Origin of the sequence: Paraburkholderia gardini, assembly GCF_907164545.1 — a bacterium.
Taxonomy (GTDB): domain Bacteria; phylum Pseudomonadota; class Gammaproteobacteria; order Burkholderiales; family Burkholderiaceae; genus Paraburkholderia; species Paraburkholderia gardini.
Genome location: NZ_CAJQZB010000057.1, coordinates 1 through 20,480 on the forward strand (window position 1 = coordinate 1; position 20,480 = coordinate 20,480).

Sequence of the window (20,480 nt, forward strand, 5' to 3'; positions counted from 1 at the left end):
AACCGACACGAATACAAGGAAAGGCCAACAAAAAACCTGACCAGAAAACAAAAACCCAGCCCCGCGTGTAACGCAAACTCACGCACCATCACTCCCCCACCAGAAACACCCGCACAACAGGCCTCGCGAGCGACTTCGCGCCAATACTCACTTCCAGCCCGGTCACCGAGCGCGGCAACGGCGCGTTCCCCAACTGGGGTACCTTCAGATCATTGTCATACTTCGTAATCGCCGACTGCACATCCTTCATCTGCGCAGTCCACCCCACCTTCGCGACATACACCCGCGCCGATATCGACCCCACCCCGCCCATCAAAGGCACCGCGTTCCAGTCGCTTCCCTCGCCACCCTGCAACGCGCGCCGCAACTCTCCCACGTTCGCAAGCGGCGGCGACGCATACCGGATCACGCGCCCATCGACGATCCGGTACCGCACCACCTGCAGCCGAGGCGCAGCACCCACCTCATCACGCACTCGCACAATCTGCAACACGCTGCTACCGATGCTCACCGCCGCCCCGTCAGCCTCGTCATCCGATGCAGCCTGACGGGCGTCGATCCGCATCTGGTCGAACAGCTGTGCAAACACACGCTCGTCTTCCATCGCGTTTGTAATCGTCTGTCGCCCGCGAACGATCTGGTCCAGCCCGCGCCACGACAACACCGCAATCACCGCCAGAATCGCAATCGCCACCAGCAGTTCAATCAGCGTAAAACCGCGCGCGCCACCGCGGCCCCCCCCACGACTCATCCGGCCCACCCGCGTGACGCCGCGCGCGCAACCCTCACAGCGACCGGTTCGTTTCATTTGCTATCACCGTCACCAGCTGGGCCAGATTGCCGGAACGTCCGGGTGTCGTCACCGCCACTTCGACACGCCGGAAAACCGGATTCGGCGTGGCACTCACGTTCTCGGTACAGATCAGCTGCAGATTGCCCTGCGAACAGTCGAAGCTATGCGCGCCCACCTCGGGCCACGAGTGCGCAAGCCGCAACTGCGCGAGCGTGTTGTCAGCGCTCCAGCCAGCCAGCAGACGCTTGTGCAGCTCGGCCTCGCCAGTCGCGAGACTGCCCACCGCGCGCAATGACGCAGCAAGCGCAACCGCGATGATCGCGAGCGCGACCAGCACCTCGATCATCGTGAAGCCACGCGATCGCCCGACACCCCGCGCCGAGGGCCGCATGTCAATGCACCTCATACCGGCCATTGCCCGTACCGACGATGGTCGCGCGCCCCGCGGAAGAAAAAAGCGTGACCTGCACCGGCGCATCGATGCTCTCCGTGCCAAAAACAATCCGGTCGGATCGCTGGTCCGAACCCGGATAGCTGATCGACACGCCCGTCACACCACCTTCCCAGCGACGCGGTCCCAGCAGGTCGTCACGCAGCGGACGCCATCCGTCATCGGTGCGCACGTCGAAGCGATAGCCGCCATCGAGCGGCCGCCACGCGACGGGACGCGCGCGGACCTGCGCTTCGTCGCCGGCCGATTCGAACAGCAGCGCAAGACGTTGTGCTTCCTCATTCAGATCCGTGCGCGGATTGCGCGTGAGCGACAGCGATGCCAGCGACACCAGCAGGCCGGCAATCACCAGCACCACCAGCATCTCCAGCAACGTGAAGCCGGACGCGCGCGTCCCCGGACGGATCGCCTTCATACAGTCGGCCGGTTATTGCCAGGAACCGACGTCGGAATCGTTGCCTTCGCCGCCCGCCTTGCCGTCGGCGCCGTAGCTGAACACGTCGATCTCACCATGCACGCCCGGATTCAGATACTGATACGCGTTGCCCCACGGATCGTTCGGCAAACGCTCCAGGTAACCCCCGTCTTTCCAGTTGTTCGGCACGGGGTCGGTCGACGGCTTTTCTATCAGCGCATGCAGACCCTGTTCCTGCGTCGGATAACGCCCATTGTCGAGCCGGTAGAGCTTCATCGCCTGCATCACGGTGCCGATGTCCTGCTTCGCCGCGACGCGACGTGCTTCGTCCGGACGACTCATGATCTTCGGCACAATCAGCGCGGCAAGAATGCCGAGGATCGCGATGACCACCATGATTTCAATTAACGTGAACCCGCGTTGACGGCGGGCGCGCGGCCCCATGATTTCGGAGCGGCGTGTGGTCCACATCTGCATAGCTTGCTACCTCGTTCCATAAAATGTATCGATGCACCGGACGGCGTCCGATGCGGTGAATATTTCGCGATTCATCGCCGGGAGTCAGACCCGGCAAGTCATTCTAATGTCATGGAGTTGAAGGGTTTCAACTCCACGCAAATTTCACAATAGTCCGTACAATGACGCGCATGAATGCACCTCAAACACGCCTCCTGTCACTCGCGCTCTTCGCCGTTTTCTGCGCGACGCTGACCTGGTGGGTCGTCACGCTCACCGCGCATCGGCCCGGTCCGGCGGCGGCTGCAGCACTTCCGCCTGTCTCGGTCGAACAGGCCGCCACGCTCTTCGGCGGAAAGCTCACGCGCAACACGAATCAGGACGTGCGTCTCTTCGGCATCCTCGCGCTACGCGAAGGCGCCGCGGCAATCATCAGCACCGGCGATGAACCGCCGCATGCCGTATCGCTCGGCAGCACGATCATGCAAGGCGCGAAACTCTCGGAAGTCCGCACACGCTCGATCATCATCGATCGCAACGGGGCACGTTCCGAAGTATTCCTGCCCGCCAACGCGCCCGGCCCTACCATCTACGTCCGCTAGCTTTCAGCGCGGCCTCGATGCCCGCCCCGCGTTTTCAATGTCCACCGCTCACTGAACCAGATTGTTCAGTTCGATGATCGGCATCATCACCGCCAGCACGATCACGAGCACCACGCCGCCCATCGCGAGAATCAGCAGCGGTTCGAGCAGGCTCGTCAGAAACATCGTCCTTCGTTCGAGTTCGCGCGATTCGCCGTCGGCTGCGCGGTCGAGCATCGTGGTGACATCGCCCGTCGCTTCGCCGGAACGGATCAGGTGAACCAGCACCGGCGGAAACGTCTTCGTATTCCCTAACGCGCGCGACAGCGACGTGCCTTCGCGCACGCGCACGATCGCGTCGTCGATGTTCAGACGCATCGCCTTGTTGCTGAGCGTTTCGCTCGCGGCCTGCAGTGCGCGCAGGATCGGCACGCCGGCAGCCGTCAGGATGGCGAGCGTGCTCGCGAAGCGCACGGTGTTGTAGCCGCGCACGAGTTTGCCGAAGAGCGGCGCCGTGAGCAGCCAGCGGTCGAACGTGAGACGTGGCCCGGGCTGCGCAAGGATCGAACGCGCGATGTAGATCGCGACCACGAGCGCGATCAGCACCGCCCACCACCAGTTCCGCACGAAACTGGAGAGCGCCATCATCATGATGGTGAGAAACGGCAGTTGTTGCTTCGTGTTCGCGAACACGTTCACGACCTGTGGTACGACGTAACTCAGCAGGAACGTGACGATACCGAACGCGATGATCGTGACGACCGCCGGATACGTGAACGCCAGCACGATCTTCTGCTTGAGCGCGTTACGCTGCTCGATGTAGTCGGCGAGGCGCGACAGTACGAGGCCGAGCCTGCCGGTATGTTCGCCGGCCGAAACGAGCGCGCGATAGATCTCGGGAAAATCGCGCGGATGCTGCGAAAGCGCATTGGCGAGCGAATGACCGCCGAGCACTTCGGCGCGAATCGACGCCATCAGTTCGCGGATGTAGTCGCGCTCGGACTGCTCGGTCAGCACGGAGAGCGCTTCGTCGAGCGGCAGCCCGGCGATCAGCAGGCTCGCCAGCTGTCGCGTGAGAATCGCCTGCTCGCGTTGCGACAGCCGGCGCCCGAGCGACAGACGCTGGTTGCGTTCGCCGCGCGTGCGCGTCGCGGCAGGTTCGACGACGAGCGGCGTCAATCCCTGCGTGCGCAACTGCGTGCGTGCGCCGCGGGCGCTGTCGGCGTCGAGCACGCCTTTTTGCGCCTTGCCGGACGCATCGATCGCTTCGAAGCGGAACGCTGGCATGTGTTTACACTCCGCCCGTCACGCGAATCACTTCCTCGAGCGACGTCAGCCCGGATTCGAGCCAGCGGTCGCCATCCTCGCGCAGCGTGCGCATACCCTGCGCGCGGCCCGTTTCGAGAATTTCCGCATCGGCGGCGTTGCGGTGAATCAGCCCGCGAATCGACTCGTCGACGAGCAGCAGTTCATACACGCCGCGACGTCCTGCATAACCGGAGTGGCCGCACTTGTCGCAGCCGACCGGATGCCAGCGCACGCTGCCGTCTTCTTCGACGCGTTCTTCCTTGCACGCCGGGCACAGCCGCCGCACGAGCCGCTGCGCGAGCACGCCCAGCAGCGACGACGCGAGCAGATACGGCTCGACGCCCATGTCGGTGAGACGCGTGACCGCCGATGCCGCGTCGTTCGTGTGCAACGTCGCCAGCACGAGGTGACCGGTCAGCGATGCCTGCACCGCGATCTGCGCGGTTTCGAGGTCGCGGATTTCACCGATCATGATGACGTCCGGGTCCTGCCGCAGAATCGAGCGCAACGCGCGCGCGAAGGTCATGCCGATCCGCTCGTTGACCTGCGTCTGGCCAATGCTGGGCAGGTCGTATTCGATCGGATCCTCGACGGTCATGATGTTCGTCGTGGCCGTCTCGAGCCGCAACATCGATGCGTACAGCGTCGTCGTCTTGCCGGAGCCGGTCGGGCCCGTCACGAGCACGATGCCGTGCGGACGCCCGATCAGCCTGTCGAATTTCACGAGCGTGTCGGCGGGCATGCCGAGCGCTTCGAGATTCAGCCGCGCGGCGTCCTTTTCCAGCAGACGCAGCACCGCGCGCTCACCGTGGCCGGTCGGCAGCGTCGAGACGCGCACGTCGACCGGCCGGCCGCCGACGCGCAGCGTGATGCGGCCATCCTGCGGCAGACGTTTCTCGGCGATATCGAGCTGCGCCATGATCTTGATGCGCGAGATCAGCGCGCCGTGCAGCGCCTTCTTCGGACGCACGACGTCGCGCAACGTGCCGTCGACACGAAACCGCACCACCGAAGACGTCTCGAATGGCTCGATGTGAATATCCGACGCCTGTTCGCGCGCGGCCTGCGTAAGGAGCGCGTTGATCATGCGGATGATCGGCGCGTCGTCTTCGGATTCCAGCAGATCCTCGACTTCAGGAATCTCCTGCATCAGGCGCGACAGATCGACTTCGCCTTCCACTTCGCCGACCACCTGTGCCGCGCTGCCATCCTGACGCGCGTACGCCTGATTGATCGCCTGCGCGAGTTCGTCGGCAGACAGGCGCACCACCGAAAGCGCGCCGAAATTGCGCGCGACTTCCGCGAGCGCCGCATCGGTCGTGCGATCGCTGATCCAGACTTCGAGGCCGTCCGCGTGCTGATGCGCGACGAGAATCTGGCCGCTCTTCGCGAAGCCGTACGGCACGAGCCGCGCGGCGAGCGGCGAGGGCGCCTCGCGCTCGCCAGCCGGATCGCCGCCGGGAGCGCGATGCGGTGGCTGGGCAGGCGCCTGCGTCACGGACGCGCTCCCGGCGACTGGATGCTCCCCGCCGCGCCATTCGCCGGCGCGGGAACAGGCGCCGGAGCGGCGGCCGGCGGCGGCGCCATCTGCTGACGACGCATCTGGTCGAGATCGAACAGGTTCAGCGCGGGCGTGCCGCCCTGGCTGGGGCCGATCGGCATCGGCGGAACGACCGGATCATCATTGTCCTTGATCAGGTTGTTGTCCTGTTTGTACGCGCCCTGCACGCCCTGGATGTAGTCATAGCGGTTTGACGTCACGGCCTGCGCGGTGTCCCGATCGTTGATGATCACGGGACGCAGGAACACCATCAGGTTGGTCTTGTTGCGGTTCTTCTGCTCCGAACGGAATAGCTGGCCGATCCACGGGATATCACCGAGCAGCGGCACCTTGCTGTTGCTGACCTGGTAGTTGTCCTGCATCAGGCCGCCCAGCACGATGATTTCGCCGTTATCGGCGAGCACTGTCGACTGGATCGAACGCTTGGTGAACTCGGGGCCCGCCGGATTGGTCGTCGCGTTGGTCGTGCCGTTCACGATCGCCGAGTCTTCCGTGTAGAGCTGCAGCTTGAGAATCCCGCCGTCGGTGATCTGCGGCTTGACGTGCAGCGTCAGACCGACGTCGACGCGGTCGTAGGTATTGAACGCCGAGCTCGCCGTGCCGCTCGTGAGGTTCGAATACGAACCCGTCTGGATCGGTATGTTCGTGCCGACGACGATCTTGGCTTCCTCGTTGTCGAGCGTGATGAGGTTAGGCGTCGACAGCACGTTCGCGTCGGCGGTCTGCGACAGCGCCTGCAACAGCGCGCCGAGTCCCTGCACGCCGAAAATGTTGTGAATCCAGCCGACGTTGAGCCCCTGCTGGAGCTGCTGGCCCGCGAGCGCTCCGGCGAGACCGCCCGTGGCGCCGGTCGCCGCGGCCGCCGCCGTCAGGTTGATGATGCTGTTGCTCGCGCCAGTCGACAGGTTCGTGCCGGCATAGACCGAATTGTTCGCGACCTGCCACTGAATGCCGAGATTGGCGTTCGTGTTCGAGTTGAGCTCGACGATCAGCGCCTCGATATAAACCTGCGCGCGCCGCGCGTCGAGCTGGTCGATCACCGCGCGCAGGTTGCGGTACACCGGCTCGGACGCCGTGATGATCAGCGAGTTGGTCGCGGCGTCCGCCTGGATCATGCCGCCCGGCTGGTTGTCGTCGCTCTTGTCCTTGTCGCCGCCGAGCAGGCCGCCGGAACCGGAATTGCCATTCGCGCCGTATCCTCCGCCACTGCCGCCCATCGGCGAGCCCATCGAGCTGTTTCCGAGTCCGCCCGACGGCAGCGGCGGCGTGCCCGCCGTGCCCGTCGAATTGCTGCCCGACGCGCCGCCGCCGTTCTGGTTGAACGAATTCGCTTCATTCGAACCCGACGACGAGCCGGTGTCGCCACCCTTGCCAAGCATCCCGCGCAAGGTCTTCGCGAGCTTTGTCGCGTCCGCGTTGCGCAGCGCCACGACGTGCATGTTGCCGGGCGCGCTGCTCGGCGCGTCGAGCTGCTGGGCGAGTGTCTTCGCCGCCGCGAGCCGCTGCATGTTCGATGCGCGAAGCAGCAGCGAATTGGTGCGGGGATCGGCGGTGACGGACACTTTCAACGTGGCATCCGTGCTGCCGATCGCGCCCGGATCGAGCATCTTCGAAAGCTGCGTCGCGATATCGAGCGCGTTGGCGTTTTTCAGCGGCACGACCAGAATCTGCTGGCCCGCGGCGGTGTCGACACCCGCGATGATCTGCGCGATACGGCGTACGTTGTCCGCGTAATCGGTAACGATCAGCGTGTTATTGGCCGGATAGGCGGCAATCGTGTTGTTCGGCGAAATCAGCGGACGCAGCACCGGTAGCAGGTTGTTCGCCGATTCGTTCTTCAGCTGGAAGACCTGGGTCACCACCTGGTCGCCGCGCGCGGCCGGCGCGTTGCCGACATAGGTCGGCACGCCTTGCAGCTTGGCGTCGGCTTCGGGCACGACCTTCAGCACCCCATGATCCTGAACCAGTGCGAAACCCTGCATTCGCAACGCGGACTGCAACGTCTTCAACGCCTGATCTTCAGGAACGGAATTTTCGGAAACGAGGTTCAGCTGACCCTTGACGCGTGGGTCGACGATGATCGTTTTTCCGGTTGCAGCGCCAATCGCTTTGGCCACCTGGTCGATGTCCGCGTTGACGAAGTTGAGGGTCACCTGTGCGTGTGCGATCTGCGAGGTGATCAATCCAGCAACCAGCAGCGCCGTGGCGACGCGACGCAATGCCATACGATTTCTTCTCATGGAATGTGATGTCAATGCCGACGACAGCCGTCGCCGACGGTCATGCACAGTGGACATGCCGGCCGGGCGCAGCCCCTTCGCCCTGACGCCTGCCGGTCTGCCGGACGCACGCCAATCTGAGGCCCGAAAAAAAATGAACAGTAACAGCTTTTTATGACGACATTCTCACAAAAAGCCCCCCGGCAGTGCGTTTCCTCTAATCGACGCGCGCGTTCGTCAACCTCATGAAAGCCTCTGCGCGACCTCGAACGTCGAATGTCGAAGACATACTCTCCGGAATCTGCAGACTTATGTCGGTTAGCCAACCTTGACCCGTCACAGGCTGCCGGTATGATACGGGCGGTTCCATGCGATGGACGCATCCGGAAAGGCACGGGTTTTCCCCGATGTCGGGCCGCGACGACGGACATCGCATCGTCTTCTCACCGCTATTTGCTTAGTCATCTTGACCGATGAAACCAGCTCTCGTCACTGTCGCTATCGGGCTCTGCGCGTGGTTCGCCGCCGCGCCGGCACGCGCCGACTGCTTTGACGAGGCGGCCAGTTACCAGAAGGTCAATCCGCTCATTCTGCGTGCGATCGCATGGCAGGAGTCGCACAACCGGCCCGACGCCCTGCACAAGAATGCGAACGGTTCGACCGACTACGGCATCATGCAGATCAACTCCGTCCATCTCGCGACGCTGTCGCAATACGGCATTTCTACCGATACGCTGATGCAACCCTGCAAGAATGTCTACATTGCCGCCTGGCATCTGCGACGCCAGATGAACAAATACGGCAATACGTGGAACGCAGTCGGCGCCTACCATTCGGAAACGCCGACGCTACGCGATCAATACGCGAAGCAGATCGCGGCCATTCTCCAGAAGTGGAACCTGCTGCGCTGAGCATTTCGCCGCACGCGGGTTTTCTGCCAGTCTTCCTTGAACGCCAGCCGGCCGGTTGCCGGACGTTGTGCATCGCGCGTCCATGCGTGCACTTGCCGGGCGGCGGATTCGCGCGGCCTCGCGACGTTTGATGCACAATGCGGCTTCGTCCTGCCGCTCGCCCGCACCCCGGTTTTGCGCCCGGCACGCCTTTCTTCTCTTCTCGCTTTCTGACCGCAATGAACCAGTCGCCACTGCCCGTCACCGTGCTCTCCGGTTTTCTGGGCGCGGGCAAGACCACGCTCATCGAACATATCCTCGCGAACGCGGCTGGCCTGCGCATTGCGGTGATCGTCGCGGATGTCGCCGCGATCGAACTCGATGCGACACTCGTGCGCGCGTCCGGAACGACGCACGGCGCGACGCAAAAACGAATCGCGTTGAAAAACGGTAGCGCGTTGATCGCGGCGAGCGACGATCTGCCCGGCGATATCGAACGCGTTGCCGGCGAGCAGCAGTTCGATGCGATCCTCGTCGAAGCGGCGGGCGCCTCCACCGCCATGTCGATTGCGGAAAGCCTCACGTTCGGCGACGGCGAGAACGACGACGACACTCCGCTCGCCGGCATCGCACGGCTCGACACAACTGTGACGATCGTCGATGCGTCGCGTTTTCTGACTGACTTCGCGCGAACCGGTTCACTGGCCGAAGCGGGCATCGTCACGACCGAAGACGACGATCGCACGGTCGTCGAACTGCTTGTCGATCAGGTCGAGTTCTGCGACGTGCTGGTGGTGAACAAGCCGGATCTCGTCAGCGACGAAGCGCTCGCGCGGCTTCAACGCATTCTCACGCACATCAATCCCGGCGCCGTGCAGATCGTGAGCCATTACGCCGATGTCGCGCCTGCCGACGTGCTCGATACACAGCACTTCGACTTCGATGCAACGTCGGGTTCCGCCGGCTGGCTCGTCACGCTCACTGAAGATCACGATCCGCAACCGCACATGAACGCGGATGATGCCGGCGTCAGTACGTTCGTCTATCGCGCGCGCCGTCCGTTTCATCCGGCGCGTCTGTGGGCGCTGCTGCATGAAGAATGGAAGGGTGTGCTGCGCAGCAAGGGCTTTTTCTGGCTGGCCACGCGCAACGAGATCGGCGGCACGCTCTCGCAGGCGGGTGGCACATGCCGGCCTGCGCCCGCTGGCACGTGGTGGGCCGCGCAGGATCGCGGCGAATGGCCCGAAGGCGACGATGAACTGATGAACGAAATCGCCGCCGACTGGTACGGCGATGCCAACGACTTCAGCATCGGCGACCGTCGCCAGGAACTGGTGATGATCGGCGTCGATATCGATGCACCCGCATGGCGCGCGAGACTCGATGCGTGCCTGCTGAACGACGACGAATATGCGTCCGGTCCGGAAGCGTGGAAAGCGTTTGCCGATCCGTTCCCCGCGTGGGATCTCGATGATGACGACGACCACGATCATCACGATCACGACCATCATCATGATCACGGCCACCACCATCACTAGAAACGCAGACGAAAAAAAACCCGCCGATGGCGGGCGTCAACACAAGGCTCTTGAAGCCTAGCGCTTGTTGACTGCGTCCTTGAACGCTTTACCAGCCGTGAACTTGACGGTCTTGGCGGCCGGAATCTTGATGGTTTCGCCGGTCTTCGGGTTGCGGCCCGTACGTGCTGCGCGCTTGCCCGAACCAAAGCTGCCAAAGCCGATCAACTGGACTGCGTCACCCTTGGACACGGCCTTCTTGATCACTTCAAGCAGCGTGTCCAGCGTTTCGCCGGTTTGAGCTTTGCTGGCGCCCGTCTGACCTGCGACGGCGTCGATCAGTTCCTGTTTGTTCATTAAGGTTCCTTTCTGGTTTAGGTTGACACGAACAGCGCGAACGCGCCGATTATACGTGCGCGTGCCGCGCCGTCGAGCAGCGACGGTGACCGGAGCGCTCCGGACAAACGCGTCGCGAAGCTTTTCACGCGACGGCCGTGCTGCCGCTTCCCTGTGCGGCGCCTGCTATGATAGCGCAGCGCAAACCCAATCAGGATAAGGGTTTCGAAGATTTACACGGTTCCTTGCCCGATCGAGTTCCGATTGGACGCGGATTGGGCCTTTTTCCCCCTGGAACGCATCAAACCACTCACGTGGATGGCCTGAACACCGCGCCAGCGTTGGTTTTTGCCAACGCCCGAGCGACGGTATATCGCCGGGTAACCCTTGTAACACGGGCTTTCCAGTGCTTTACAGCACGCTTTGTTCCTCACTCTCGACGTTCTCTTTCTGCCTGCATGACCGAGCCGCTGATCCCTGCCACGCTCGCCTTTCGCGACAACGGCGCGCCATTCTCACGTCAATACGACGACATCTATCACAGCGCGGTCGGCGGTCTTGCCCAGGCCAGGTACGTGTTTTTGCAGGGCAACAATCTGCCCGCACGCTGGCAGGAAAGACGCGTTTTCACGGTGCTGGAAACGGGCTTCGGCATGGGCATCAACTTCCTGATGACGTGGGCCGCCTGGCGCGCCGACCCCTTACGTTGCGAACGGCTGCATTTCGTTTCGATGGAAAAACACCCTTTTTCAAGGGACGATCTGCATCGCGCGTATGACGCGACGGTTTCCGATCCATCGATCGTTGCTCTTGCACGCACACTTGCCGATGCATGGCCGCCAATGGTTCCGGGTACTCACCGGATCGAATTCGATGAAGGTCGCGTCACGCTGACGCTTGTGTTCGGCGATGCGGGCGCTACGCTTGCATCGCTCTGGTTACGCGCCGACGCGTTTTACCTCGATGGTTTTGCGCCTGCAAAAAACCCCGACCTGTGGACGCCGCAACTCTTCAGGCAGCTCGCGCGTCTCGCCGGGGACGACGCAACGTTCGCCACGTACACCAGTTCCGGCGATGTGAAACGCGCGCTTTTACAGACAGGTTTCGAGTATCGCAAGGTCGACGGTTTTGGCTGGAAGCGCGCAATGCTGGTTGGACGTTTTGCGCCGCGCTGGCGGGTGCGCCGACATGATCCACCGATGCCGCTTGCTGTCGCTGAACGTCGCGCGGTCGTGATCGGCACCGGTCTCGCGGGTTGCGCGGTGATCGAGCGGCTCACCGCGCGCGGCTGGCATGTGAGTTCGCTCGAACGACACGATGGCATCGCGCGCGAAGCATCTGGCAATCCCGCGGGCGTGTTTCATCCGATGCTCTCGCGCGATGACAGTGTCGCGTCACGCATCACGCGCGCGGGCTTTCTTTATGCATTGCAGCGATGGTCGGCACTCGCCGATGCAGGCCATCCGCTCGCGCGGGGCACTTCAGGACTTCTTCAGCTTGCAGGGAACGACGACGAAGCACGTGCGATGTCGGCATCGCTCGCTTCGTTTGCGTGGCCGTCCGGGTACGTCACGCCGGTGTCCCGCGACGAAGCACGACGGCTCGCGAACGTGGATGTAGCGAACGGCGGCTGGTTCTTCCCGGAAGGCGGCTGGATCGAACCCGCGACGCTGTGCGCTGCGCAATGCGCAGCCGCGGGTTCGCTGCTCGACCGGCGCTTCGGCGTGAACGTCGCGCGCATCGAACGGGACGGTGATCAGTGGAACGTGTTCGATGACAGCGGGCGGATCGTCGAGCGGGCACCTGTTGTCGTTGTTGCGAACGCGCATGATGCCGCTCGCATTGCCGGGCTGCGCTACGCGACGACACACAGCGTGCGTGGCCAGCTGACCGTATTGCCGTCGGGTACGGTGCCGGAACTGCATCTGCCCGTGATCGGCGAGGGTTATGCGGTTCCGCTCGCGAGTGGCCTCACGCTGACCGGCGCGACCTACGACCTCGACGATCCCGATACCTCATTACGCGCAAACGGACACGCCGAAAATCTGGTGCGCCTCGCGCAGATGCTGCCCGGACTCCATCACGCAATCGATCCGCTCAAGGCTGAAGCGCTCGATGGCCGCGTCGCGTTTCGATGTGTGGCGCCGGACCGCATGCCGATGATCGGCATGCTTGCCGATGAAGCGGAAGCCGCGAACCAGGCCGACCGTCTTCGCGGTGCATGGCCGCTTGATTTGCCACGCACACCGGGTCTTTTCTGCGCATTTGCGTATGGCTCGCGTGGACTGGTGTGGGCTGCGCTGGGAGCGGAACTGATCGCGTCCCAGATCGAAGGTGAGCCCTGGCCAATCGAACGTGACCTCGCCGAATCCATCGATCCCGCGCGTTTTCTGCTTCGTGCGTTGCGGCAAGGGACCGTTCGATAGCATGGTCATGCGAAAAGTTATCCACGTCTGTCTGTGGATAACCGTGAGAAAAGCGGCATCAACTCATGTGGACCCGATGTGGACGTAAAGGGGACAACTCTCGCGCCGCGTCTTTATCGGAAAAGTTGTTCATCGAAGCCCGCGAGACCCGCACATGCTGCGCGTGCGGTTATGCGTTTTCTAACGTGATGATCTGCTTCGGTAAACACAGGTTATCCACAGAAATGCGATGCCTTTGTTAACTGTTACTACGTATACATACAGGTAAACATATAAACAAAGGAGCCTGGGCGTTCGCACCGGATCAAACCTGAAACCGCAAAACCCAAAACGGCCTCGACGCAAAAAGGCGGCGTCCAGGCATTCACACCATTTCGATCAACGGACTTCACCCGGAAACGCCTCACGCTATACGCGGACGAGTCCTCAAAACGGTCGTTTTTTCCTGTCTTCATAAAGTTAACGTACGTTTTACCGTTTTGCCTTCACGTTAGGGCCTTTTCGGTCAACTCAGAAAAACCTGTGGCACAATCGCCGTTCTTCATGCGCACGCCTCGTTCCATCCAGGGTGCGCATTCACGGAACGGTTGCCGGTCAACAACAATCTGATTCACAGGTCGACGGCGTTCGTACACATGTGTCTGGCAAGCTGCCTGAATACACACGCGGGCTTCGCCGTCCGCAGTCAATCGGTCTTCGCGCAACCGCCTCAGTTTTTACCCGATCGACAATCTGCAACGCCCGTCGGCGCAGCGCCATATCGATAACGAACGTCATATCGATAACGAACGTCATATCGATAACGAACGCGATCGCGACGACCAGTGCGAGCCGCGTTCACTCCGTCACCGGTACGTTTGCCGGTTCTCGCCGCATGGTTGTTACTGCAAAGGAGAAGCCACCACGATGAAGTCGGCGTTTTCATTTTTCCCGACCCTGCCGTTTGCGCCCGACGCGATCTTCTGGGCCGGTCTCGCGCTGCTTGCGGCCGGTCTGTGCGGAGAACTCTGCTATCGCGCATGGCATTTGCCGCGTATCTCCGGCTATGCCGTGATCGGCCTGATTGCCGGATCGGCTGGCTTCGGTGTGATCGACGCCAGTTCCGGCACGGCGCGTCCACTGCTCGATGTCGCGCTCGGCCTCCTGCTGTTCGAGCTCGGCAGCCGTCTCGATCTGCGCTGGATTCGCCGCAACCCGTGGCTGATTCTCTCGAGCATCGCCGAGTCGACGCTCACGTTCGCGCTCGTCCTCGCCGTGCTGCTGTTCCTCCAGGTGCCGACGATGGTCGCGATGGTGCTCGCGGCGATCGCGATGGCCACGTCGCCCGCGATGGTGATCCAGCTGAAAACCGAACTGCGTGCCGAAGGGCAGGTGACGCAGCGTCTGATGACGTTGACCGCGCTCAACAGCATGTATGCGGTGGTGATCGAAAAGCTCGCGTCGAGCTGGCTGCATCAGGAGGTGTACGGCAACGCGCTCGCCACGATCCTGCAACCGCTTTACCTGCTGATTGGCTCGTTTGTTCTGGCGTTCGCGCTCGCGCGCGCGTGCAATTTCTTCTATCGACGCATGAACATGCAGGATGAACATTCGTTCGTCGCATTGTTCGGTCTGGTGCTGCTCGCGATCGCAATCGCGCATCTGTTCAAGCTGTCGACGATCCTGAGTCTGCTGGCTGCGGGCATCATCGTGAAGAATCTGGAAGCCCGCCCGCAATTGTGGCCGCAGCATTTCGGCACGGCCGGGTGGCTCCTGACCGTGATCCTGTTCGTGCTGACGTTGACGTCGTTCGAATGGAAAGACATCGCGCTCGGCGGTGTCGCGGCACTGGGCCTGATTGTTGCGCGTCTGGTCGGCAAGCTGGTCGGCGTGCTCGCCTTCGCGAAGCCGAGCGGCCTGAACTGGAAGCAGGGCGTGGCGCTCGGGCTATCGCTTTCGCCGATGTCCGCGCTCGCGTATCTGCTCGTCGACGATACCTACGACCTGTATCCGAATTTCGATCCGCAGCTACGTGCCGTCGTGATGTGTTCGATTGTCGTGCTGCAGCTTGTCGGGCCGTGGCTCGTCTATCGCAGCCTTGCTCTTGTGGGAGAACGCCGCGAGTAGTCGTTCGCGTGGAGCAAACCTGAATTCACAACGATTGCGGCCGGCCGGCGCTCAGGCGCCTCGCCGGTCCAGTCAGCCAATCCAAGGGACGTCATGTCACTCGAACCCTTTGTCGACTCGAAACCGTTCACTTTCGGGATCGAGCTCGAAATGCAGATCGTCAATACCCATGACTATGATCTGACCAAAGCCGGCAGCGATCTTCTTCGCCTCATCAAGGACGAACCGATTCCCGGCAACATCACGCCGGAAATTACCGAGAGCATGATCGAGCTGTCGACGGGCATCTGCACGACGCACGAGCAGGCTGTGACCGACCTGCACACGATCCGCGATACGCTCGTCGCCGCGGCCGACAGGCTGAACGTCGGGCTGTGTGGTGGCGGCACGCACGCGTTCCAGCAGTGGAGCGACCGGCAGATCGTCGATACGCCGCGCTTCCAGTACCTGTCGGAGTTGTACGGCTACCTGGCAAAGCAGTTCACCGTGTTCGGCCAGCACGTGCACATCGGTTGCCCCGATCCGGACAGCGCGCTGTTCCTGCTGCATTCGATGTCGCGCTTCATTCCGCATTTCATCGCGTTGTCGGCTTCGTCGCCGTTTGTGCAGGGCGTCGATACCGGCTTTCATTCCGCGCGTCTGAATTCGGTGTTCGCCTTCCCGCTGTCGGGCCGCGCGCCGTTCGTGCTGACGTGGGACAGCTTCGAAGAGTATTTTTCGAAGATGGTTCACACCGGTGTCGTGAACAGCATGAAGGATTTCTACTGGGACATCCGGCCGAAGCCCGGTTTCGGCACGATCGAAGTGCGCGTGATGGATACGCCGATGTCCGTCGACCGCGCCGCTGCGATTGCCTGCTACATCCAGACGCTTGCGCGTCATCTGCTGCTCGACAAACCGCTGATACCGAAAGAAGACGATTACCTCGTCTACACGTTCAACCGGTTCGAAGCCTGCCGCTTCGGTCTGGCCGGCACATGCATCGATCCGCAGACGGGCGAGCGCCGTACGATTTCCGAGGACATTCTCGCCACACTCGATCGCATTGCGCCGCACGCCGACGCACTGGGATCCGGCAACGCGCTGGCCGAAGTCGGCGCGATCGCGCGCGGTCAGGTCAACGATGCGACGTGGCTGCGCAGCGTGTTCTCGCAAGAAAAGTCGCTGCATGAAGCGGTGCGGCAACAGTGTCTGCAATGGCGGGCGTGATTTTTCGCCCGCAGCCTGTTGTCGTCACGTGACGGAACCCGCTTTTTGCGGGTTTTTTTTCGACTTTCATTTTCCAGCCCGGGCTTCCCCAGCTTTATTCAATGTTTACGTATACATCTGTAGTAATAGTTAACAAGCACGGGCTTCATCTGTGGACAACGAAGGAATTCCCTGCAAAGTCAATGGATTGCGTAAACCACAACCGTGCGGATCCGATGGGTGTCTTCACCGGGAAGTGCGGATAACTTCATCCACCCTGGAGGCCCTGGTTCCAGTTATCAAGAATCGGTGCACACCCATTTCATGGGATATCCCGGGGTTATCCACAGCACGCACTGGATAACTTAGCTGTACGATTGGCCGCACTCGCATAGAATGTCGGTTTTGACGCTGTGACGTGGTCGCGTCGCCCTGTTCGAAGAATCATGGCTGACGGTTCACAGCGAAATGAAAGAGTGTTGCTGCACAACGCGCCCTAACAGGCGTGCAAAGCAGAATATTTTTGAGATAGTTAGAATCGGCCCGCCTTTCCCGGATGGGACCGTCCCCACACAGGCTGCCGGCGTGTTTATCGCCGAAGGCCAACCACGCGGCAGCATGCTGTCATTAACGAACGAAAGATTATGAGCGAAGGCGTCTACGGAGAGCAGGCAACCGGGCGGGTGACCCACACCTTGCTGCGACTGAGCACGGCCATGCGAAGCCAGGCATGGGAATGGGCGGAAGGCGCGGGTCTCACGCCGACCCAGGGTGAAATTCTTGTCTTGCTGATGCAGCGCAAGGGTCCGATGCGTCTCGGCGAAATCGCACGCGAGACGGCGTTGACCGCCGCCACCACCAGCGATGCGGTCAGCACGCTTGAAGGCAAGGGTCTCGTCGAAAAGCGGCGTGCACTCGACGACGGCCGCGCACTCGCCGTGCGTCTGACGGCACGTGGCCGGACGGCGGCAAAGCGCGCGGCGCAATGGCCTGATTTTTTGTCGAGGGCAGTCGGCACGCTGAAGGACGACGAACAGGCCGTGTTCTATCGCACGCTGCTGAAGACGATCCATCAGCTCGAAGCGCAGGAAACGATTCCACCGCATCGCATGTGTCTGTCGTGCACGCATTTTGTTCCGAGCAGGAATCCGAAGAAGACGCCGCATTACTGCGCGCTGCTCGAGCTGAAAATGTCGGATACGAATGTGCGTCTGGACTGTACTGTCCACGAAACCGCCGACGTCGCGACACAGAAGAAAATCTGGAAAATCTTCGCGCAGTAAGCGCGAATCTGCCGTGCCGCACGGCGGGTTGGCGGGGAACGTGCCTGTATCAGGCGCCGTTGTCCGTTGCGAACCGGCCTGCGGTACGGTAGCGTCGCCCGGCAATGCACGGGCCGGATCGTTATCTTCGAGTCTATTTCGGGAACAGGAACTGCCGATGAATCACGAAGTTCTGGCCATTCGCCATGTGCACTTCGAAGATCTGGGCAGCCTCGAACTCGTGCTCGGCGAGCGCGGGCGTCCGGTGCGCTATCTCGATGTCGGCCGTGGACGCATCGAGGCGCCGGATCCGGTGGCGCCTTCGCTGATGGTTATCCTCGGCGGCCCGATCAATGCATGTGACGACGCGCATTACCCGACGCTGATTCCGCTCGTATCGATGATCGAACGGCGTATCGCCGCCGGTCTGCCGACACTCGGCATCTGCCTTGGCGCGCAGCTGATCGCGCGGGTGCTGGGTGCGCGGGTCTACCCAGGCACCCGGCCTGAGATCGGCTGGGCACCGCTCGCGCTCACCGACGCCGGCCGCGCGTCGCCGGTTCGTCATCTGGACGGCGCGCAAACGTCGATGTTTCACTGGCACGGCGATACCTTCGATCTCCCCGCGGGCGCCACGCGTCTCGCTTCCACGCCTGACTGCGAAAACCAGGCGTTCGCGTGGGGCGGCCATGTGTTCGGCCTGCAATGTCATCCGGAAATTCGCGCCGACCGCTTCGAGCCATGGCTGATCGGCAACGCGTCGGAAATCGGTGGAACCGACGGCGTCGACGTGTTGCAGTTGCGCGCCGATACAGCCCGTTTCGGTCCGCGTCTTGAAGAAGCGTCGCGCGCGATGTTCAACGAGTGGCTCGACCACGTGGAGGCGAAATCATGAGCGGTGTTGTGGTTCGCGTCGATGCCGTGTTGACGGGCGTCATCGCGCCGCTCGGTGAGCATGGCAAGGAGCGCGTGGTCGGCAAGGGCCAGGAGCACGACGCCTGACGCCACGGCGGTAGCCGGGTTTCAGTCCGCTTTCTGCGTGGTCTGCTGTCTACCCCTCTGCAGCGAACGACACGCGGTGCTATGCTCGATCGCTCTTTGTCCTCCATCGCGAGAACCTATGAGTGCGCTCTTCTCTCCGCTCACGCTGCGTGGCGTGACGCTTCGTAACCGTATTGTCGTGTCCCCGATGTGCCAGTATTCCGCCGAACGCGGCGAGGCCAGCGAGTGGCACATGATCCATCTGGGCCACCTCGCGCTGTCCGGCGCAGGGCTCCTGTGTATCGAAGCGACCGCCGTCGAACCGGACGGTCGCATCACACCCGCCGATCTCGGATTGTGGGACGACGCCACCGAAGCCGCGCTCAAGCCCGTCCTCGCCGCGATCCGCAAGCACTCGCAGGTGCCCGTCGCGATGCAGCTCTCGCACGCCGGCCGCAAGGCATCGAGCCATGTGCCATGGGCTGGCGGCCAGCTGATTCCGGTGGCCGAAGGCGGCTGGCTGCCGCATGCGCCTTCCGCGTTACCGCACAAGGCTGGCGAAGAGCCGCCGCTTTCGCTCGACAACGCAGGGCTCAACCGGATTCGCGACGCGTTTGCCGCTTCGGCGCGTCGTGCGGCGCGACTCGGTATCGATGCGCTTGAAGTGCACGCGGCGCACGGCTATCTGCTGCACCAGTTTCTCTCACCGGTCGCGAACCAGCGTACCGATGAATACGGCGGTTCGCGCGAGAACCGCCGGCGTTTTCCGCTGGAGATTTTCGAACTCGTGCGGGCTGCGTTTCCCGCCGACAAACCCGTCGGCATACGTGTGTCGGCAACCGACTGGGTTGAAGGCGGCATCACGCTCGAAGACACCATCGCATTCGCGCACGAGTTGAAAAAGCGGGGTTGTGACTGGATCGATGTGTCGTCGGGCGGTGTGTCGCCGCTGCAGAAGATTCCGCTGGAACCGGGCTATCAGGTGCCGTTCGCGCAGGCCGTGAAGAAAGTCACGGGCCTGACGACGATCGCGGTCGGACTGATTACCGATGCGCGGCATGCCAGCGAACTCGTCGAATCGGGCGACGCCGATCTCGTCGCGATGGCGCGTGCGATGCTCTACGACCCGCGCTGGCCGTGGCATGCGGCCGCGCAACTCGGCGCGACCGTCGAGGCGCCGCCGCAATACTGGCGCTCGCAACCGCGCGACCAGAAGGCGCTCTTCGGCGAGACGACGCTCGGGCAACGCTGACCCGCAACGAAGACGAAGGACGATGGATGGTTTTTGGCGGTTGAACGAAGCCGTCTCTAACGTGTACGATGCCGGTTGTGGCGCATGGGCGTCGCAGGGCTACGCGGCGCCGGTATGGCGCCGCGTTTGCTATCCACGTCAGAAAAACCGGCAGATTCCCCGCTTTACGGGAGCAACTGCATGTTCACCTTCAGTTCTTCACAAGGATTCATTCAATGAGTTCACGCAGGATCGCTGTGCGCCGTTCGGGTGTGCACGGCAAAGGCGTGTTTGCCGTGGAAGCAATCGCTGCCGGCGAACGGTTGATCGAATACAAGGGTGAGCGGATCACGTGGAAAGAAGCGTTGCGTCGTCACCCGCACAATCCGGACGAACCGAATCACACGTTCTATTTCGCGCTCGATAGCGGCCGTGTGATCGACGGCAAGGTCGACGGCAACAGCGCGCGCTGGATCAACCATTCGTGCGCGCCGAACTGCGAAGCCGAGGAAATCGACGGCCACGTGTACGTTCACGCGCTGCGGGATATCGAGGCCGGCGAAGAACTGTTCTACGACTACGGCCTCGTGATCGACGCCCGTCAGACGAAGAAACTGAAGAAGGAATACGAATGCCGTTGCGGCGCGCGCAAGTGCCGCGGCACGATGCTGGCCGCGCCGGACAAGGCGGAAAAGGCGGAAAAGAAAGCGAAGAAGAAAAAGTGAACGACGGGCGGCGCGACATCAGCGCGGCCGCCCG

At 62.3% G+C, this 20,480-nt stretch carries 18 protein-coding genes; 10 read left to right on the forward strand and 8 right to left on the reverse strand.

Features of this window, described 5'->3' with window-relative positions; genetic code table 11:
* Window positions 1-88: 88 nt before the first annotated feature.
* From LPA37_RS26525 to gspG, 4 genes are read right to left on the reverse strand one after another with little or no spacing between them, the layout of a single operon-like run.
* Entirely contained in the window at window positions 89-808 is a 720-nt protein-coding gene (locus LPA37_RS26525) for a PulJ/GspJ family protein (protein WP_407672631.1), read from the reverse strand.
* Window positions 786-1,184: a type II secretion system minor pseudopilin GspI gene (gene gspI, locus LPA37_RS26530; protein WP_228978710.1), complete on the reverse strand. Its 399-nt coding sequence runs from the start codon at window positions 1,182-1,184 to the stop codon at window positions 786-788. The genes LPA37_RS26525 and gspI overlap by 23 nt, the downstream gene beginning before the upstream one ends.
* Window position 1,185: 1 nt before the next feature.
* Window positions 1,186-1,659 (reverse strand): GspH/FimT family pseudopilin, encoded by a 474-nt coding sequence (locus tag LPA37_RS26535; RefSeq protein ID WP_228978707.1) that lies wholly within the window; start codon window positions 1,657-1,659, stop codon window positions 1,186-1,188.
* Between the two features lie 12 nt (window positions 1,660-1,671).
* Complete coding sequence (gspG, locus tag LPA37_RS26540) at window positions 1,672-2,136, reverse strand: type II secretion system major pseudopilin GspG (RefSeq protein ID WP_228978706.1); 465 nt, start codon at window positions 2,134-2,136, stop codon at window positions 1,672-1,674.
* Between the two features lie 170 nt (window positions 2,137-2,306).
* On the opposite strand from gspG, the gene LPA37_RS26545 reads away from it, so the two are divergent.
* A complete protein-coding gene (locus LPA37_RS26545) occupies window positions 2,307-2,717 on the forward strand; it encodes a type II secretion system protein N (RefSeq protein ID WP_228978705.1) in 411 nt (136 codons plus the stop codon).
* Window positions 2,718-2,765: 48 nt separating this feature from the next.
* On the opposite strand, the gene gspF is transcribed toward LPA37_RS26545, so the two are convergent.
* Genes gspF through gspD form a run of 3 tightly spaced genes read right to left on the reverse strand, consistent with a single transcriptional unit; the run spans window position 2,766 to window position 7,790 of the window.
* Window positions 2,766-3,983: a type II secretion system inner membrane protein GspF gene (gene gspF / locus LPA37_RS26550; protein WP_229014144.1), complete on the reverse strand. Its 1,218-nt coding sequence runs from the start codon at window positions 3,981-3,983 to the stop codon at window positions 2,766-2,768.
* Window positions 3,984-3,987: 4 nt separating this feature from the next.
* Window positions 3,988-5,502 carry a type II secretion system ATPase GspE gene (gene gspE, locus LPA37_RS26555; protein ID WP_228978696.1) on the reverse strand — a complete coding sequence of 505 codons (1,515 nt, stop codon included), beginning with the start codon at window positions 5,500-5,502 and terminating at the stop codon, window positions 3,988-3,990.
* Window positions 5,499-7,790: a type II secretion system secretin GspD gene (gene gspD / locus LPA37_RS26560; RefSeq protein ID WP_229014145.1), complete on the reverse strand. Its 2,292-nt coding sequence runs from the start codon at window positions 7,788-7,790 to the stop codon at window positions 5,499-5,501. Before gspD ends, gspE begins: the two co-directional genes overlap by 4 nt.
* A 467-nt stretch (window positions 7,791-8,257) precedes the next feature.
* Between gspD and LPA37_RS26565 the strand changes: the two genes are divergently transcribed.
* Window positions 8,258-8,695 (forward strand): lytic transglycosylase domain-containing protein, encoded by a 438-nt coding sequence (locus LPA37_RS26565; RefSeq protein WP_228978692.1) that lies wholly within the window; start codon window positions 8,258-8,260, stop codon window positions 8,693-8,695.
* Window positions 8,696-8,913: 218 nt separating this feature from the next.
* Window positions 8,914-10,212 (forward strand): GTP-binding protein, encoded by a 1,299-nt coding sequence (locus LPA37_RS26570; RefSeq protein ID WP_229014146.1) that lies wholly within the window; start codon window positions 8,914-8,916, stop codon window positions 10,210-10,212.
* 57 nt (window positions 10,213-10,269) lie between these two features.
* Here LPA37_RS26570 and LPA37_RS26575 read toward each other — a convergent pair whose 3' ends face one another.
* The gene (locus LPA37_RS26575) at window positions 10,270-10,548 is read right to left on the reverse strand and encodes an HU family DNA-binding protein (RefSeq protein ID WP_074262967.1); all 279 of its coding nucleotides are present in this window, start codon (window positions 10,546-10,548) and stop codon (window positions 10,270-10,272) included.
* 437 nt (window positions 10,549-10,985) lie between these two features.
* Between LPA37_RS26575 and mnmC the strand changes: the two genes are divergently transcribed.
* The 7 genes from mnmC (at window position 10,986) to LPA37_RS26610 (ending at window position 20,446) form a co-directional block, all read left to right on the forward strand.
* Window positions 10,986-12,953 (forward strand): bifunctional tRNA (5-methylaminomethyl-2-thiouridine)(34)-methyltransferase MnmD/FAD-dependent 5-carboxymethylaminomethyl-2-thiouridine(34) oxidoreductase MnmC, encoded by a 1,968-nt coding sequence (gene mnmC, locus LPA37_RS26580; RefSeq protein ID WP_229014147.1) that lies wholly within the window; start codon window positions 10,986-10,988, stop codon window positions 12,951-12,953.
* Between the two features lie 906 nt (window positions 12,954-13,859).
* Entirely contained in the window at window positions 13,860-15,059 is a 1,200-nt protein-coding gene (locus LPA37_RS26585) for a cation:proton antiporter (protein WP_228978686.1), read from the forward strand.
* 93 nt (window positions 15,060-15,152) lie between these two features.
* A complete protein-coding gene (locus LPA37_RS26590) occupies window positions 15,153-16,268 on the forward strand; it encodes a YbdK family carboxylate-amine ligase (RefSeq protein ID WP_228978685.1) in 1,116 nt (371 codons plus the stop codon).
* Between the two features lie 623 nt (window positions 16,269-16,891).
* On the forward strand, window positions 16,892-17,530 hold the full coding sequence (locus LPA37_RS26595) for a MarR family winged helix-turn-helix transcriptional regulator (RefSeq protein ID WP_228978683.1): 639 nt from the start codon (window positions 16,892-16,894) through the stop codon (window positions 17,528-17,530).
* A gap of 157 nt (window positions 17,531-17,687) precedes the next feature.
* Window positions 17,688-18,404 carry a glutamine amidotransferase gene (locus LPA37_RS26600; RefSeq protein ID WP_229014148.1) on the forward strand — a complete coding sequence of 239 codons (717 nt, stop codon included), beginning with the start codon at window positions 17,688-17,690 and terminating at the stop codon, window positions 18,402-18,404.
* Between the two features lie 225 nt (window positions 18,405-18,629).
* Window positions 18,630-19,742 (forward strand): NADH:flavin oxidoreductase/NADH oxidase, encoded by a 1,113-nt coding sequence (locus tag LPA37_RS26605; protein WP_229014149.1) that lies wholly within the window; start codon window positions 18,630-18,632, stop codon window positions 19,740-19,742.
* A gap of 215 nt (window positions 19,743-19,957) precedes the next feature.
* Window positions 19,958-20,446: an SET domain-containing protein gene (locus tag LPA37_RS26610; RefSeq protein ID WP_229014150.1), complete on the forward strand. Its 489-nt coding sequence runs from the start codon at window positions 19,958-19,960 to the stop codon at window positions 20,444-20,446.
* Window positions 20,447-20,480: the final 34 nt, after the last annotated feature.

Excerpts from the sequence above, each read along its gene's own strand:
- LPA37_RS26525 (WP_407672631.1), bottom strand. The coding sequence starts at position 808 with ATGAAACGAACCGGTCGCTGTGAGGGTTGCGCGCGCGGCGTCACGCGG.
- gspI (WP_228978710.1), bottom strand. The coding sequence starts at position 1,184 with ATGCGGCCCTCGGCGCGGGGTGTCGGGCGATCGCGTGGCTTCACGATG.
- LPA37_RS26535 (WP_228978707.1), bottom strand. The coding sequence starts at position 1,659 with ATGAAGGCGATCCGTCCGGGGACGCGCGCGTCCGGCTTCACGTTGCTG.
- gspG (WP_228978706.1), bottom strand. The coding sequence starts at position 2,136 with ATGCAGATGTGGACCACACGCCGCTCCGAAATCATGGGGCCGCGCGCC.
- LPA37_RS26545 (WP_228978705.1), top strand. The coding sequence starts at position 2,307 with ATGAATGCACCTCAAACACGCCTCCTGTCACTCGCGCTCTTCGCCGTT.
- gspF (WP_229014144.1), bottom strand. The coding sequence starts at position 3,983 with ATGCCAGCGTTCCGCTTCGAAGCGATCGATGCGTCCGGCAAGGCGCAA.
- gspD (WP_229014145.1), bottom strand. The coding sequence starts at position 7,790 with ATGGCATTGCGTCGCGTCGCCACGGCGCTGCTGGTTGCTGGATTGATC.
- LPA37_RS26565 (WP_228978692.1), top strand. The coding sequence starts at position 8,258 with ATGAAACCAGCTCTCGTCACTGTCGCTATCGGGCTCTGCGCGTGGTTC.
- LPA37_RS26570 (WP_229014146.1), top strand. The coding sequence starts at position 8,914 with ATGAACCAGTCGCCACTGCCCGTCACCGTGCTCTCCGGTTTTCTGGGC.
- LPA37_RS26575 (WP_074262967.1), bottom strand. The coding sequence starts at position 10,548 with ATGAACAAACAGGAACTGATCGACGCCGTCGCAGGTCAGACGGGCGCC.
- mnmC (WP_229014147.1), top strand. The coding sequence starts at position 10,986 with ATGACCGAGCCGCTGATCCCTGCCACGCTCGCCTTTCGCGACAACGGC.
- LPA37_RS26585 (WP_228978686.1), top strand. The coding sequence starts at position 13,860 with ATGAAGTCGGCGTTTTCATTTTTCCCGACCCTGCCGTTTGCGCCCGAC.
- LPA37_RS26590 (WP_228978685.1), top strand. The coding sequence starts at position 15,153 with ATGTCACTCGAACCCTTTGTCGACTCGAAACCGTTCACTTTCGGGATC.
- LPA37_RS26595 (WP_228978683.1), top strand. The coding sequence starts at position 16,892 with ATGAGCGAAGGCGTCTACGGAGAGCAGGCAACCGGGCGGGTGACCCAC.
- LPA37_RS26600 (WP_229014148.1), top strand. The coding sequence starts at position 17,688 with ATGAATCACGAAGTTCTGGCCATTCGCCATGTGCACTTCGAAGATCTG.
- LPA37_RS26605 (WP_229014149.1), top strand. The coding sequence starts at position 18,630 with ATGAGTGCGCTCTTCTCTCCGCTCACGCTGCGTGGCGTGACGCTTCGT.
- LPA37_RS26610 (WP_229014150.1), top strand. The coding sequence starts at position 19,958 with ATGAGTTCACGCAGGATCGCTGTGCGCCGTTCGGGTGTGCACGGCAAA.